Below are 14,359 nucleotides of genomic sequence, written 5' to 3'. Positions count from 1 at the left end.
AATACAGACCTGGTCCGCTTGGCCAGGTCTTGCCATTTTAGGAAGGGCGATCGCCATGCGTGATTTGTTCGCTCAGGAACCCGCTGCACCCTTAGCCGAAGCACTACGCCCCAAAACTCTGGATCAGGTGGTAGGGCAGTCTCACCTGCTGGGCGAGGGCAAGCCACTACGTTTGGCTTTTCAGTCCGGCAAACCACACTCCATGATTTTCTGGGGGCCTCCCGGCGTGGGTAAAACCACGCTGGCACGTTTGACGGCCAGTGCATTCGAATGCGAGTTCATCGCCTTGTCCGCCGTCTTTTCAGGCGTGAAAGATATCCGAGCCGCCATGGAGCAGGCCCAGCAGAATCTGGCCATGGGCAAGCACACCATACTGTTTGTGGACGAGATACACCGCTTCAACAAGTCTCAGCAAGACGCGCTGCTCCCTTATGCTGAAAGCGGCTTGGTGACCTTTATTGGTGCCACCACGGAAAACCCGTCCTTCGAGGTTAATTCGGCCTTGCTGTCGCGGGCGCAAGTCTATGTGCTCAAGTCTCTGACGGATGATGAACTCAAACTTCTGCTACGCCGTGTACAGGAACAAAATGCCCTGGATGGCCTGGAGTTTGAGGATCAAGCCGTCGACACCTTGATCGGTTATGCCGACGGCGATGCCCGACGCTTTTTGAACCTGCTGGAGCAGACCAATACGGCCGCCAAGACTTCCGGCACCGAGTTGGTCACGACAGACTTCCTGCAAAATGCGCTGACCCTGAACTCCCGGCGTTTTGACAAGGGGGGCGACAACTTCTACGACCAGATTTCTGCTTTGCATAAGTCGGTACGTGGTTCCAACCCGGACGCTGCCTTGTATTGGCTGACCCGGATGCTGGACGGCGGAGCAGATGCCCGTTATTTGTCGCGCCGTATCATACGTATGGCTTGGGAAGATATCGGTCTGGCCGATCCGCGCGCCATGCAAATTGCCAACGATGCTGCCTTGACCTTCGAGCGCCTGGGCAGCCCCGAGGGAGAGCTGGCGCTGGGGCAGGCCGTGATTTATCTGGCGATCGCAGCCAAGAGCAATGCCGGTTATATGGCATACAACCAGGCCCGCGCCTTTGTGAAGCAGGATAAAAGCCGCGAAGTGCCGGTGCATTTGCGTAACGCGCCCACCAAGCTGATGAAAGAGCTGGGCCACGGTCATGCGTATCGCTATGCGCATGACGAGCCTAATGCTTATGCGGCGGGTGAGACCTACTTGCCGGACGGCATTCCCGATCCCCACTGGTATCAGCCTGTGCCTCGTGGTCTGGAAATCAAGATTGCTGAAAAAATGGAGCGCCTGCGTCAGCTGGATGAGCAGGCCGGTAAAAAAGACACCTAAGACAGGACAGGCGCTTGCCTGACCTGTCACCCCCGTATTTCCCGATACCTCAGTACTGCTTGCGCTGTGCTGCGCTTGTGGTGGCTTGTGGTTAAAATCACCAGATCAATCGGGATTGAACCATCACCTATATGGCTATTAAATGTTAGATCTGAACCAATTACGCAAAGACTTGGAGCCGCTGGTACAGGGCCTGGCGAAACGTGGCGTGCAATTTGACACCGAGCGTTTCCAGCAGCTGGAAGCCCGCCGCAAAGCGGTACAGGTGGAAACGGAAACCTTGCAGGCCGAGCGCAATGCATTGGCCAAACGCATCGGCCAGCTCAAGTCCAAGGGCGAAGACGCCAGCGAAGCATTGGCTCAATCCCAGCAAATTCCGGTGCGCCTGAAGCAGCTGGAGCAGGACTTGTCCCAAGTGCAGGCCGAGCTGTCCTCCTGGTTCGCCACGATTCCTAACCTGCCGCACGAAAGCGTGCCGGTAGGCGAGTCCGAAGAAGACAACGTCGAAGTACGTCGCTGGATCCCGGGTCCTAAAGATGATCAGGGCAAGCCTGCGCACATCACCTTTGAGCCGCGTGATCACGTGGATCTGGGTGAGCAGTTTGGTCTGGATTTTGAAGCTGCTCGCAAGCTGGCTGGCGCCCGTTTCATGGTTCTGCGTGGTCCTCTGGCTCGCTTGCACCGTGCTCTGGCCCAGTTCATGCTGGATACCCAGGTGGAAGAGCACGGTTATACCGAGTGCTACACCCCTTACATCGTGAATGCTTCCACCTTGTACGGCACCGGCCAATTGCCCAAGTTCAAGGACGATATGTTCTGGGTCACCAAAGGTGGCCAAGAGAACGAGTCCACTGATCCCGCAGAGTCCAAATCTGAAGACCTGTACCTGATCTCCACCTCCGAGATCAGCCTGACCGGTATGGTGCGTGACGAGATTCTGGCTGGTGACGCCTTGCCGATGCGCTTGACGGCTCACTCGCCTTGTTTCCGTTCGGAAGCGGGTAGTGGTGGCCGTGATACACGCGGTGTGATCCGTCAGCACCAGTTCGACAAAGTTGAAATGGTGCAGATTGTTCACCCCGAGCAATCCTACGAAGCGCTGGAGTCTATGGTTGGCCACGCCGAGCACGTTCTGCAAGCGCTGGAACTGCCATACCGTGTAGTGCAACTGTGCACTGGCGATATGGGCTTTTCTGCTGCCAAAACCTACGATCTGGAAGTGTGGTTGCCTGCCCAGGACACATTCCGCGAGATCTCCTCGGTGTCGAACTGCGAGGCTTTCCAGGCTCGTCGTCTGCAGGCGCGTTTCCGCGCCGACAGCAAGGCACGTCCGGAGTTTGTGCATACGCTGAACGGCTCTGGCCTGGCCGTAGGTCGCGCCTTGGTGGCTGTGTTGGAAAACCACCAGCAAGAAGATGGCAGCGTGATTGTGCCCAAGGTTCTGCGTCCTTATATGGGCGGACTGGAACGTCTGGTGCCTGCGAAGTAACGCCTCTGCTTGAATAGCAAAAGGGCTGATGACCTTTGTGGTCCTCAGCCCTTTTTCATTCATGGTTCCGTAGTGATGGATTAGTCATCATCCCAGTAGCGCTCCTGCTGTTTGCGCCAGCGCTTGTGAGCGCGTCGCTGCTCCTTGCGCCATTCCTTGTTGGAGCGACCATATTCCACGTAGCCGGGACGATAGACGTAACGTGGCGGGTGGTAAACCACTGGGGGTGGGGCGACATAAACCGGGCGTTCCACAACATGAGCGGGTGGGTAGTAGATCGGCCCGTAACCGATACCCGGAATACCGACATTGATATCGACATTTACACCGCCCGCAGAGGCGGCGCTGGTGCTCAAGGCCATTAAACCGGCTAATAGTAATTTTTTCATAAGCTGCACCTCTAATGACACTAGCTGCAGCGATTGTTGCCTAAAACCTGTAGTCCAAACGTTAGGTAATCCTGGCAAAGCACTTCCAAACGCAACACGGCTCGTAAGCGCTGTGCCAGGGGTTTACCTTTCTTAACACATGTTTCTCCTTTTTCGGCAGGAGGGCATGAGTGCATCTAGAAGGTATGGCGTTCAACCTGACGATGGCGGACAGGGCGCCGGTTGTAGTTCGCGTGTAGCTGCCGACCGTGCACAGAGTCCAGTTGCTTGTTCAAGTGTGGCGCATGGCGTACGTTGCGCTGCGCAGGCTCTGCACGTGGTTTGGAGTTGACTTCCAGAAACCAGAGACAGAGTGCGGCCCAGAAGAATAACGACAGGATATTGACCAGTCCGCCTCGCAAAGAAGCGTAGCCTGTCGCTTCTGAAGCCTGGATACGCAGTAGATCAGACAGAACCGGGATGGAGCCCAAGGTTTCAACTACCAGGCTGCCTGGTATCCGAAAAGCCCAGCGCAGAGTCTGGAGAACCTCATTCAGACTGTATATGCCGTCGCCGTTGGCGTCGATAATCCATTGGAAGGTTTGCATGACAATTCCTTTTATCAAGTCCAGCAAGCTGCGCCGGAATTACAAGGACTGCCTTGGAGAGGCAGGGCTGCGATGCATCAATGTGTGTTTCCAATATAGGCCTGCGGCTCAGGGTGAACAAGTGAATTAGGCCAAAACAGAGGGTAAACCCTTGATTGGAAAGAGCTCTTTGGTTTGAGTGGCTGGTCTTATCAGGAAACTCCGCTCTTTGACGCAAGTGCTATGTCTCTTTAGTGCTTGTCAAAGAGTGTTCTTTGAACTATATTTATGGGCTTGCTTGTAACCATATAAGCAATCGCGGACAGGTGGCAGAGTGGTCGAATGTACCTGACTCGAAATCAGGCGTACGTGCAAGCGTACCGTGGGTTCGAATCCCACCCTGTCCGCCACCTGGAATTTTGAAAGCCCTTGATTATTCAAGGGCTTTTTTGTTTTCTGCTGGTTTGATCGTCCTGCTCCCTCAGCATGGTTTATTTGCTGTTTTGTCACATAAGAACGTTAAGGTAAAAGTGTCAGTCGCGGCCGATGTTCGGAAAACTCATCCGCAACATTGTGTATGGCCGACTTTTCCCCGCGCAGGCCGAAGTTTTAGGGGGTAATGCGCTAGTACGTGGTCCGATGGTGTTTGGCCTTGTTTTGCAAGCCTTGATGATTCCGGACAAAACGAGCCCATTGCATTTCCCGGCAGTGCAGGCCGGCGAGTACACTTGGGGTTTCAGTTCCCTGTTGTCAATACTCACGAGGTATCTATGCTGAAAGGTAAAAAAGCGGTCGTAACAGGATCGACCAGTGGTATCGGTCTGGCCATGGCCACCGAGTTGGCAAAAGCCGGTGCAGATGTGGTGATCAATGGTTTTGGTCAGCCTGAAGATATCGAGCGCGAGCGCAGCACGCTGGAGTCCAAATTTGGTGTCAAAGCCTATTATCTGAATGCAGACCTGAGTGATGAACAGGCCACGCGCGACTTTGTTGCCAAGGCGGCAGAGGCCTTGGGCGGTCTGGATATTCTGGTCAATAACGCCGGCATTCAGTACACCGCGCCTATCGAAGATTTTCCGGTTGATAAATGGAACGCCATCATTGCCTTGAACCTGTCGGCTGTATTTCACGGCACAGCGGCTGCCTTGCCTATCATGCAAAAGCAGGGTTGGGGGCGCATTATCAATATCGCTTCGGCACATGGTCTGGTGGCATCGGTAAATAAATCGGCTTATGTGGCTGCCAAGCATGGTGTCGTGGGTCTGACCAAAGTGACCGCACTGGAAAATGCTGGCAAGGGTATTACGTGCAACGCAATCTGCCCGGGCTGGGTACGGACTCCCTTGGTGGAAAAGCAGATCGAAGCTATCAGCCAGCAAAAAGGGATTGATATTGAAGCTGCCGCACGCGAGCTGCTGGCTGAGAAACAACCTTCCCTGCAGTTTGTGACTCCTGAACAATTGGGCGGTGCTGCTGTGTTCCTGTCGTCTGCCGCCGCAGACCAAATGACGGGTACGACGCTAAGTCTGGATGGTGGCTGGACGGCTCGCTAATTGCTGTCAAAGCGTGTTTTGTAGATGGCAGATAAAGGGCATGGCCCTTTATCTGTTTGGATAGAAAGGATATAGGCGCATGTTGTTATTGCTCTCGCCAGCGAAAAAGCTGGATTACGATTCCCCTGTACGCACGCAGCTGGAAACCCAGCCTCTGTTTGTGGAGCAGGCGCAAGGCTTGATTGATATTTTGCGCACTCAGTCCGAAGAGGATATTGCCGGCTTGATGAAGCTGAGCGACGACCTGGCGCGCTTGAATGTCCAGCGTTACCAGGAGTGGGAGCCCAAGTTTGACCGCTCCAATGCCCGTCAGGCCATTCTGGCTTTTAATGGTGATGTATATGAGGGCATGGCTGCAACGGATTTGTCGGACAAGGAGCTGAAGTGGGCGCAGGACCACATTGTGATTCTTAGCGGTTTGTACGGTGCTTTGCGTCCTTTGGATTTGATGCGTCCTTACCGTCTGGAAATGGGCACTCGCTTGAAGAATCCCGAAGGTGCCAATTTGTACGCTTACTGGGGCAGCCGGATTGCCAATTATTTGAACGAGCGTCAGGAAGGCGAAGCCAAGCCCGTTGTCTTGAACTTGGCCTCCGAAGAGTATTTCAAGGCGGTCGATCAAAAAGCCTTGCGTGCCCGTGTGGTTCAGTGCGTTTTCCAGGACGAGAAAAACGGTGTCTGGAAGATTATCAGTTTCTACGCCAAGAAAGCCCGTGGTTTGATGGCCCGCTTTGTCATCGACAAGCGTGTGCAAACAGTGGAAGGCTTGAAGGCGTTTGATCGCGAGGGGTATGTATTCCAGCCTGAGCTCTCCAGCGAGGACAAGCTGGTGTTCCGTCGCTCCGAGCAGGATGCCAAGGCTTGATAAGTAGTTAGCGTTGTTGCTTGCGCCGTAAGAACAGCTCTTTAGCTGATCTGCGGTCTTGCAGGTAAAAAAGAAAGGCAAGGCCATGTATTTGCGCCTTGCCTTTTTATTTTTGGTCCTGCGAATTGAAGAGGGCTGGACACCCTATGCTCTTTTGCTTTGTGCTTTGTGCTTTGTGCTTTGTGCTTTGTGCTTTGTGCTTTGTGCTTTGAGTTCTTGTTTATTTGGTCCCGACGGCGAGCTCCACATGTATACGGGACATGGCATGGCCATCAGGCCCCTTGCTGTTTCAGTTCCTGCTTGCGCTCAGGCGGCAGTTGCGGGCCAGCGCTGTATTCCAGGCCTCTCATATCCTGACGTATCAGTTGGGCGGCCTTGACCATCTGACGGATAGGGTAGGCCAGCATGGCCAGCTCACCGTCGGTTTCGATGGAAGCAGGCGGGTCGGCATCCTGGTCGTTAATCAGTGCGCCAATGGCATCCAGGGAGTTCTGGATGCCTGGCGGAATCTGACTCAAATTAGCCAGAAGCGGGGCAGCGGCGCTGATCTGCGAGGCCAGCACGTGGTTCTGAATCAGCAGATTATTCAGCAGGGATACATTGGCTTGTCGGCTAACTGGTTCATCCATCATGCGATAAAAGGCCGAGGCAAAGTTGCTGAAGGCAATGTGTACGTTCTTGTTTGCCACTTGCCAGGCGGTGTCGGCTTCCATCAAGTCCAGATCCACCTGGTTTTTCTGGGCCTCTGTCATAGTGGGTTCGCCTTCCTGACCGCTTTTAAGGATCTGGTTATGCAGGCGGCTCAAGCGAGCGAATTCCAGCCCTGCACGCCAGAACTCTTTGTTGGCGGCCAAGGCTGCTCGGGCCAGACCTGTCATGGCGCTGGATTCCCAGTTGGGGAGCAAGTAACTGGCGGCCATGGCAATACCGCAACCAATCAGCGTATCCACCAGACGTTCTCCAATAATGAAGGAGCCGCCCGTGGACAGGAATTGGAAGGACAAAATCACAAAGATTGTGTTGAACAGGGCCGATAGCAGGAAGTTCAGTTGAACCAGGCTGTTACCCAGCAGGTAGGCCAGCAACATGGCGATCAGATACAGCTCGCGGTTGTCCGTTAGCTTCAGGAGCAGGAAGGCCGCTCCGCAGCCCAGTACCGTGCCAAAAAGGCGCCAGCCATTGCGTTGGCGTGTGATGGCAAAGCCTGGCTTCATAATGACCAGAATCGTCAGGATGATCCAGTAACTGTGTGCTGTCAGGGCGCTGACCAGGCCCAGTTCGCTTTGGAAATGGGCGCTGAGTGCGCCAACTCCCAGGGCCACCATGGACGCAATGCTGACACGTGCCGCGTAGCGGAAGTGCGAGGACTTCAGCTTCATATTGCTGCTGAGCATGCCCAAACGCAGTTCTTCACGCGAGAGCATGCGGCTTAGCGATTTATTCAGGTATTGATCGACTGGCAGATTCTGGCTGGCACGATGCGACAGGCTTGCCATGCTGTCCACAATGCGGTTCAGGTTACGCAGTCGGCGCAAGACCTGGACTAGCAGGGCGTAGGTTTCCGGGTCTGTTTGCGACATGCCCTGGCGTTTGTACTTCTCCAGCTCGTATTCCATGGCGCGGATTTCCGCTTTGACGCTGGAGCGACGGGTGGTGCGAGCGCTTCGTGAAACATTCATGGCAATGCGGCCAATATCCAACGAAAGCTTGTGCAAGCCATCACGCGCAAAAACCATGAAATCGCTGTCGGAAAGCTGACGGCGCAGGACGGTGTAGTCGGTATAGGTCGCGACCAGCGAGTCCAGAATGCTGACCATATTCAAGAAGATAGTCAGCAGTGCCTTGCGGTGGTGATCGCCTCGTCCATAACCGCGCGGCAATTCACGCAGTACCACGTCGCGGGCGGCCTGGTGCTTTTCGGTCATATTGGATTGAAGATTGATCAGCCGTCTATAGCAGGCGTCCAGATCCGAGGTGGAGTCATAGAATTGCGAGCGCGCTTCCATGTATTCAGCCGTGGCAAACAGGGCTACCGCCAGTGTCTGGCGCTCTTCCCTATACCAGAACAAGCGTCGGAACAGGGTGCTGAACAAGTAATAGGACAGACCACCGGCAAAGGAATACAGCGTGTGCGCCAATACCTCGTGAGGCTGCATGGGAAAGCGCATCGTCAAGGTCATCAGCAGCAGGGCGGCAAAGCCGATCAGCCCGCCGCGACGACCAAAGACGGAGAACATGCTGTACAGAAAGCACAGAAACGGTACGCACAGGACCAGCAGCAGGGGAGAGCTGGAGGCCAGACCTGTCAGGCCAACGGTGACCGTGCCCAGCGCAATACCGCCCAGCATTTCATTGTTGCGATAGCGGCGTGGGCCGCCGGGTTGGTCAATGATGGCAACGCAGGTGGCACCCATGGACGCAATGACGCCAATGTCATAGTGACCAAAGAAGCGGCCCAAAATAATGACCGGCAACAGCACACCGATGGACTGGCGCAGTCCGCCGAAAAAATAGTGGCTATACAGGAATTGTTTTAATTGTGGGATGGGCGATGCCATAAAATACCCGGACAGCTCGTCATAGGTAGACAGTATATCGTTTTACGTATGCAAGCTTTAAGCCTGTTTTTTTGCACTTTACCAACAATCACAGTTGCTCGCTTTGTGCAGTCAAGGTAAAGTAACCAGGTGTTTTTGCTCCTTATCCGAGCAAATTGTAGCGAGGCACTGTTAACCGGGCCATCCGCCCGGTTTTTTGCGCCTAAAAACTTTGTTGCTGGCCGCGTCACAAGCGTGGGATGCCAGGACTTCCGTTTCAAGCTAACGCATACGTTTTTGTATGCACGCACTGGGTGTCGAAGAGTGCAGGCCGGACGGTAATGTGTCTGGGTGGTGTGGTCCTGTGGGCCATGAAGCGCCAGATCATGTTGCTGACATCGGTTCAAGCTCGGACCGTCGTGGTCAGTCGATATTGCAGAGCAAGACTGAAAGGAAAACTCATGTCTGAATTAAATGGCGCAGATATTGTTGTGCGCACGCTCGCGGACGAAGGCGTGGAACACGTTTTCGGTTATCCGGGTGGTGCCGTTCTCTATATCTACGACGCAATCTTCAAGCAGGACCGCTTCCAGCACATTCTTGTGCGTCATGAACAGGCTGCTGTTCATGCTGCGGATGCCTATTCCCGTTCGTCCCAAAAAGTTGGCGTGGCACTGGTAACCAGTGGCCCGGGCGTCACCAATGCCGTCACCGGTATTGCGACCGCTTACCTGGACTCCATTCCGATGGTCATCATCAGTGGGCAGGTCAGCACCCAGGCAATTGGTGAAGATGCTTTCCAGGAGTGTGATGCCATCGGTATCACCCGTCCTTGCGTCAAGCACAACTTCCTGGTGCGCGATGTTCGTGATTTGGCCGATACCATTCGCAAGGCATTTTTTATTGCCACGACGGGCCGTCCCGGTCCTGTGCTGATTGATATCCCCAAAGATATTACGACTGCAACGTGCAAATACACGCCCAAGCGTGGCGAGGTCAAGATGCGTTCCTACGCACCTGTGACCAAAGGCCATCAGGGGCAGATCAAGAAAGCCGTCCAGATTCTCAATAGCGCCGAGCGCCCGCTGATTTATGTTGGTGGTGGTGTGGTGCTGGGTAATGCTGACAGCGAACTCAATGAGCTGGTCAAGTTAAGCGGTGCTCCTTGCACGACTACCTTGATGGGTCTGGGTGCCTATCCAGGTACGGCGGATCAGTACATCGGCATGCCCGGCATGCACGGTACTTACGAAGCCAATATGACCATGCAGCATTGCGACGTTCTGATCGCAGTGGGTGCACGGTTTGATGATCGAGTGATTGGTAATACCCGCCACTTCGGTCAGAACCCACGCAAGATCATTCATATTGATATTGATCCTTCGGTAATTTCCAAGCGCGTGAAAGTTGATGTGCCTATCGTGGGCTGTGTCAAAGACGTGCTGACCGAGTTCAATGAGCTGTATGCGCAAAGCCGTCAGGAATCGCAGAACCAGCCCTCCCTGAATGATTGGTGGAAACAGATCAATGTCTGGCGGGGCAAGAACTCCTTGGCCTACGCCAAGTCGGACGAGCTGATCAAGCCGCAATACGTGGTGGAATCCCTGTGGGAAGTGACGGGCGGCAACGCTTTCGTGACTTCTGATGTGGGTCAGCACCAGATGTGGGCGGCTCAGTACTACAAATTCAATAAGCCTCGTCGCTGGATCAATTCCGGTGGCCTGGGCACGATGGGCGTGGGCTTGCCTTACGCAATGGGTGTGCAAATGGCCAACCCTGGCCAGGATGTTGCCGTCATCACGGGTGAGGGCTCCATTCAGATGAACATTCAGGAACTGTCTACGTGTAAACAGTACCGCTTGAGCCCCAAGGTTCTTTGCCTGAACAATCGTTATTTGGGCATGGTGCGCCAGTGGCAGCAAATCGACTACGGCTCGCGTTATTCCGAGTCTTACGTGGATGCACTGCCTGACTTTGTCAAACTGGTGGAAAGCTATGGTCACGTGGGTCTGGAGATCGACAAGCCAGCCGATGTGGTCCCCGCTATTCGCGAAGCCTTCACCACGCACAAAGACCGCCTGGTATTTCTGAACTTCATCACGGACCAAACCGAAAACGTGTTCCCGATGGTGAAAGCAGGCCGCGGCCTGACAGAAATGCTCTTGGGCCCGGACGATCTGTAAGGAGAGAATCATGAAACACGTCATTTCTATCCTTCTGGAAAACGAGCCCGGCGCACTGTCCCGTGTGGTCGGCCTGTTTTCGGCCCGTGGCTATAACATCGAGACCTTGACGGTCGCTCCAACCGAGGACGACACCCTGTCTCGCATGACTATCGTTACCCGAGGGGCGGACGACGTCATCGAGCAGATCACCAAGCACTTGAACCGTCTGGTTGACGTGGTCAAGGTGGTGGATCTGTCCGAAGGCCCACACATCGAGCGTGAACTCATGCTGATCAAAGTGCGGGCGGTGGGCAAGGAACGTGAAGAGATGAAGCGCATGGCGGATATTTTCCGCGGTCGCATCATTGATGTTACGGACAAGACATACACCATCGAATTGACCGGTGTTCAAGACAAAATTGCTGCTTTCATCAATGCGCTGGATCGTACGGCCATTCTTGAAACAGTGCGCACCGGGGTCTCTGGTGTCAGCCGTGGCGAACGTGTCTTAAAGCTGTAAGCCAAGGCTTTTTCAGGACATAATTACCGCTTTTATTCAAGGAGCTGCTTTTCAAGGCAGCTCCTTATAAAGGGTAAACACGGCCTGATGCTGTGTAGACCGCGGTGGCCCTGTTCTGAAAGTAATGAGTCAAGGTCCTTTTTGTGCCGCTGCTGCATGAGCGGCCATTCTCGAATTGCTGTTTAAGCGAAATTATTAAATTTGGAGCACCTGAAATGAAAGTTTTCTACGACAAGGATTGTGATCTTTCCCTGATCAAAGGCAAGACCGTTGCCATCATCGGTTACGGCTCGCAAGGCCACGCCCACGCCCTGAACCTGCACGAGTCCGGCGTGAACGTGGTTGTTGGTCTGCGCAAAGGCGGCGCCTCCTGGAGCAAAGCCGAGAACGCTGGCCTGAAAGTTCAGGAAGTGGCTGAAGCCGTCAAGAGCGCTGACGTCGTCATGATCTTGTTGCCTGACGAAAACATTGCCGAGGTTTACCGCAATCAGGTTGCCGAGAACATCAAGCCCGGCGCCGCTCTGGCATTTGCTCACGGCTTTAACGTTCACTACGGCCAAGTTGTGCCACGTGACGATATCGACGTCATCATGATTGCTCCCAAGGCTCCTGGTCACACTGTGCGTGGCACCTACAGCCAAGGCGGCGGCGTTCCTCACCTGATCGCTGTTTACCAGGACAAGACCGGCGCTGCTCGCGACGTGGCTCTGTCTTACGCATCGGCTAACGGCGGTGGCCGTGCCGGTATCATCGAAACTAACTTCCGCGAAGAAACCGAAACCGACTTGTTCGGTGAACAGGCTGTTCTGTGCGGTGGTGCGGTTGAGCTGATCAAGGCTGGTTTCGACACGCTGGTTGAGGCTGGTTACGCTCCTGAAATGGCTTACTTCGAGTGCTTGCACGAACTGAAGCTGATCGTGGACCTGATCTACGAAGGCGGTATCGCCAACATGAACTACTCGATCTCCAACAACGCCGAATACGGCGAATACGAGACCGGTCCGAAGATTGTTACCGACGAAACCCGCAAAGCCATGCGCCAGTGCTTGGAAGACATCCAGACCGGCGTGTACGCCAAGAACTTCATCCTGGAAAACGCCGCAGGCGCTCCTACCCTGATCTCGCGTCGTCGTATCAACGCCGAATCGCAGATCGAGCAAGTGGGTAGCAAGCTGCGCTCCATGATGCCTTGGATCGCCGCTAACAAGCTGGTCGACAAGTCCAAGAACTAAGTTTGATATCGGGGCAACCTCATAAGCTGCCCTGGTCTTGAGCCTGAACCGGCTGACGTCTTGCGGCGTCATCCGGTTTTTTTATTGCTGCAAGAATTTGGCTTTCAGCGCCGCCTCTGCTTGGGCTGAGAAAAGGATGGAAGCGCCTTGTTCTCGTCTTATAGCCGTATTGGTGAGGGCGCGATAAAATGCAGTGCTTGGTTTGACCATCGTGCCCCTGTTGGGGTGGTGCGCAAGCGGGTTCGATAAAATCTACTGTTTATCCATGAACTCCCTGGCCGCAGGCCTCTTGGCCATTTCTGTTCGCTCTGGCTTATATATGCTGGAATTATTCGCACTCTGTAGCCTTGGGGACAATGCTACATTCGAGTGTTCAGTCCTTAGCAACAACTCTTAAAGCATAAATTATGCCCAATTTGCTCAATGATGAAACCCGTCGTCGGCGTAGCATCTATCTTCTGCCCAACGCATTTACGACCGCCAATTTGTTCGCGGGGTTTTATGCTGTTGTGCAGGCCATGAATGGCCGCTTTGAGGCGGCAGCCATCGCCATTTTCCTGGCGCTGGTGTTTGATGGTATGGACGGGCGGGTTGCTCGTTTGACCAATACTCAGTCCGCCTTTGGTGAGCAATACGACTCCATGGCAGACATGATTTCCTTTGGTGCAGCGCCCGCGCTGGTCATGTACGTCTGGGCCATGCAGGGATTGGGCCGCTGGGGCTGGTTGGCTTCCTTTATTTATGTAGCTGGTGGTGCGCTGCGCCTGGCCCGCTTCAATACCAATATTGAAGTGGTCGACAAGCGTTTTTTCCAGGGCTTGCCCAGCCCGGCGGCCGCTGCTCTGGTCGCTGGCTTTGTCTGGCTGGCGGTGGACAACAAGCTCTCCTTGCAAGTGAATGTGATTCCCTGGGTTGCCTTTGGTTTAACCATTTATGCCGGCCTGGCCATGGTCTCCAATGCGCCGTTCTACAGCGGTAAGTCCTTTGCGATCAGCCGTAGCGTGCCATTTTGGGTCATGCTGCTTTTTGTGCTGGTCTTCGTGTTTGTCTCTACGGATCCGCCAGTCTTCCTGTTTGGCCTGTTCTGCCTGTATGGCTTGTCGGGCTGGTTTGTGATGGCCTGGCGCTGGCGTCGAGCTCGTGCTTTGGCACGACTTCGGCGTGGAAACAACTAAAATCCCCGGCTTTGGCAGGCCAGCAGGCCGAAATGCTTAACGCCTTGTCCGGTTTTTCGTTATAATCGTTTGCTTGTACTTGGCCTGATGGGCCCGGTGCACTCAATCTCATTTTCAACACGTTAGGGCACCTCGGTCCTAACGCAAGTCTTAGAGGCTAAATAAAATGGCAGTTGCAGATATCAAAAAAGTCGATATCGTTTCCGAGTTTCAGCGTAAACAAGGCGATACAGGCTCCCCAGAAGTGCAAGTGGCTTTGCTGACCGCTCGCATCAACGAATTGACCGGCCACTTCAAGGCTCACAACAAAGATCACCACTCCCGTCGTGGTCTGTTGCGCATGGTTAGCCGTCGTCGCAAATTGCTGGATTACCTGAAAGGTCGTAATCCAGACGCTTACCGTGCTTTGATCGAAAAACTCGGTCTGCGTAAGTGATACCGGGGCTGGCTCCCCGCTAAACAACCGTGCATTCGGCGAACTGGTTTCGCTGTGTGCACG

At 54.3% G+C, this 14,359-nt stretch carries 12 protein-coding genes and 1 tRNA gene; 10 read left to right on the top strand and 3 right to left on the bottom strand.

The window, feature by feature from the left end; genetic code table 11:
* The first annotated feature begins 55 nt into the window (after nucleotides 1–55).
* Both M2Q46_RS07325 and serS read left to right on the top strand, forming a co-directional pair.
* Nucleotides 56–1,369, top strand: coding sequence for a replication-associated recombination protein A (locus tag M2Q46_RS07325; RefSeq protein WP_009456739.1), 1,314 nt, complete (start codon nucleotides 56–58; stop codon nucleotides 1,367–1,369).
* 142 nt (nucleotides 1,370–1,511) lie between these two features.
* The gene (gene serS / locus M2Q46_RS07320) at nucleotides 1,512–2,858 is read left to right on the top strand and encodes a serine--tRNA ligase (RefSeq protein ID WP_302356955.1); all 1,347 of its coding nucleotides are present in this window, start codon (nucleotides 1,512–1,514) and stop codon (nucleotides 2,856–2,858) included.
* A gap of 80 nt (nucleotides 2,859–2,938) precedes the next feature.
* On the opposite strand, the gene M2Q46_RS07315 is transcribed toward serS, so the two are convergent.
* Nucleotides 2,939–3,247: a hypothetical protein gene (locus M2Q46_RS07315; RefSeq protein WP_026483206.1), complete on the bottom strand. Its 309-nt coding sequence runs from the start codon at nucleotides 3,245–3,247 to the stop codon at nucleotides 2,939–2,941.
* 176 nt (nucleotides 3,248–3,423) lie between these two features.
* Nucleotides 3,424–3,834, bottom strand: coding sequence for a hypothetical protein (locus M2Q46_RS07310; RefSeq protein WP_026483205.1), 411 nt, complete (start codon nucleotides 3,832–3,834; stop codon nucleotides 3,424–3,426).
* A gap of 299 nt (nucleotides 3,835–4,133) precedes the next feature.
* Here M2Q46_RS07310 and M2Q46_RS07305 point away from each other — a divergent pair.
* The 3 genes from M2Q46_RS07305 to yaaA all read left to right on the top strand — a co-directional run bounded on the left by M2Q46_RS07305 (nucleotide 4,134) and on the right by yaaA (nucleotide 6,231).
* Nucleotides 4,134–4,223 (top strand) — tRNA-Ser (locus M2Q46_RS07305).
* Between the two features lie 360 nt (nucleotides 4,224–4,583).
* On the top strand, nucleotides 4,584–5,366 hold the full coding sequence (locus M2Q46_RS07300) for a 3-hydroxybutyrate dehydrogenase (protein ID WP_302356954.1): 783 nt from the start codon (nucleotides 4,584–4,586) through the stop codon (nucleotides 5,364–5,366).
* Between the two features lie 79 nt (nucleotides 5,367–5,445).
* Nucleotides 5,446–6,231 carry a peroxide stress protein YaaA gene (gene yaaA / locus M2Q46_RS07295; protein ID WP_009456706.1) on the top strand — a complete coding sequence of 262 codons (786 nt, stop codon included), beginning with the start codon at nucleotides 5,446–5,448 and terminating at the stop codon, nucleotides 6,229–6,231.
* Between the two features lie 272 nt (nucleotides 6,232–6,503).
* Here yaaA and M2Q46_RS07290 read toward each other — a convergent pair whose 3' ends face one another.
* Nucleotides 6,504–8,789, bottom strand: a complete 2,286-nt coding sequence (locus M2Q46_RS07290) for an FUSC family membrane protein (RefSeq protein ID WP_115633931.1) — start codon at nucleotides 8,787–8,789, stop codon at nucleotides 6,504–6,506.
* 440 nt (nucleotides 8,790–9,229) lie between these two features.
* On the opposite strand from M2Q46_RS07290, the gene ilvB reads away from it, so the two are divergent.
* The 5 genes from ilvB (at nucleotide 9,230) to rpsO (ending at nucleotide 14,296) form a co-directional block, all read left to right on the top strand.
* Nucleotides 9,230–10,951 carry a biosynthetic-type acetolactate synthase large subunit gene (gene ilvB / locus M2Q46_RS07285; RefSeq protein ID WP_035272452.1) on the top strand — a complete coding sequence of 574 codons (1,722 nt, stop codon included), beginning with the start codon at nucleotides 9,230–9,232 and terminating at the stop codon, nucleotides 10,949–10,951.
* Nucleotides 10,952–10,961: 10 nt separating this feature from the next.
* The gene (gene ilvN / locus M2Q46_RS07280) at nucleotides 10,962–11,453 is read left to right on the top strand and encodes an acetolactate synthase small subunit (RefSeq protein ID WP_003801075.1); all 492 of its coding nucleotides are present in this window, start codon (nucleotides 10,962–10,964) and stop codon (nucleotides 11,451–11,453) included.
* Between the two features lie 215 nt (nucleotides 11,454–11,668).
* Nucleotides 11,669–12,685 (top strand): ketol-acid reductoisomerase, encoded by a 1,017-nt coding sequence (ilvC, locus tag M2Q46_RS07275; protein WP_009456705.1) that lies wholly within the window; start codon nucleotides 11,669–11,671, stop codon nucleotides 12,683–12,685.
* 407 nt (nucleotides 12,686–13,092) lie between these two features.
* Nucleotides 13,093–13,860 (top strand): CDP-diacylglycerol--serine O-phosphatidyltransferase, encoded by a 768-nt coding sequence (pssA, locus tag M2Q46_RS07270; RefSeq protein WP_035272453.1) that lies wholly within the window; start codon nucleotides 13,093–13,095, stop codon nucleotides 13,858–13,860.
* A 166-nt stretch (nucleotides 13,861–14,026) separates the two neighbouring features.
* Complete coding sequence (rpsO, locus tag M2Q46_RS07265; protein WP_003801068.1) at nucleotides 14,027–14,296, top strand: 30S ribosomal protein S15; 270 nt, start codon at nucleotides 14,027–14,029, stop codon at nucleotides 14,294–14,296.
* Nucleotides 14,297–14,359 lie beyond the last annotated feature (63 nt).

It is taken from the genome of Alcaligenes sp. YSL9, assembly GCF_030515105.1.
GTDB classification, from domain to species: domain Bacteria; phylum Pseudomonadota; class Gammaproteobacteria; order Burkholderiales; family Burkholderiaceae_B; genus Alcaligenes; species Alcaligenes phenolicus.
Note: the sequence above shows the minus strand (reverse complement) of the source record. Positions and strands in the feature narration are given on the sequence as shown.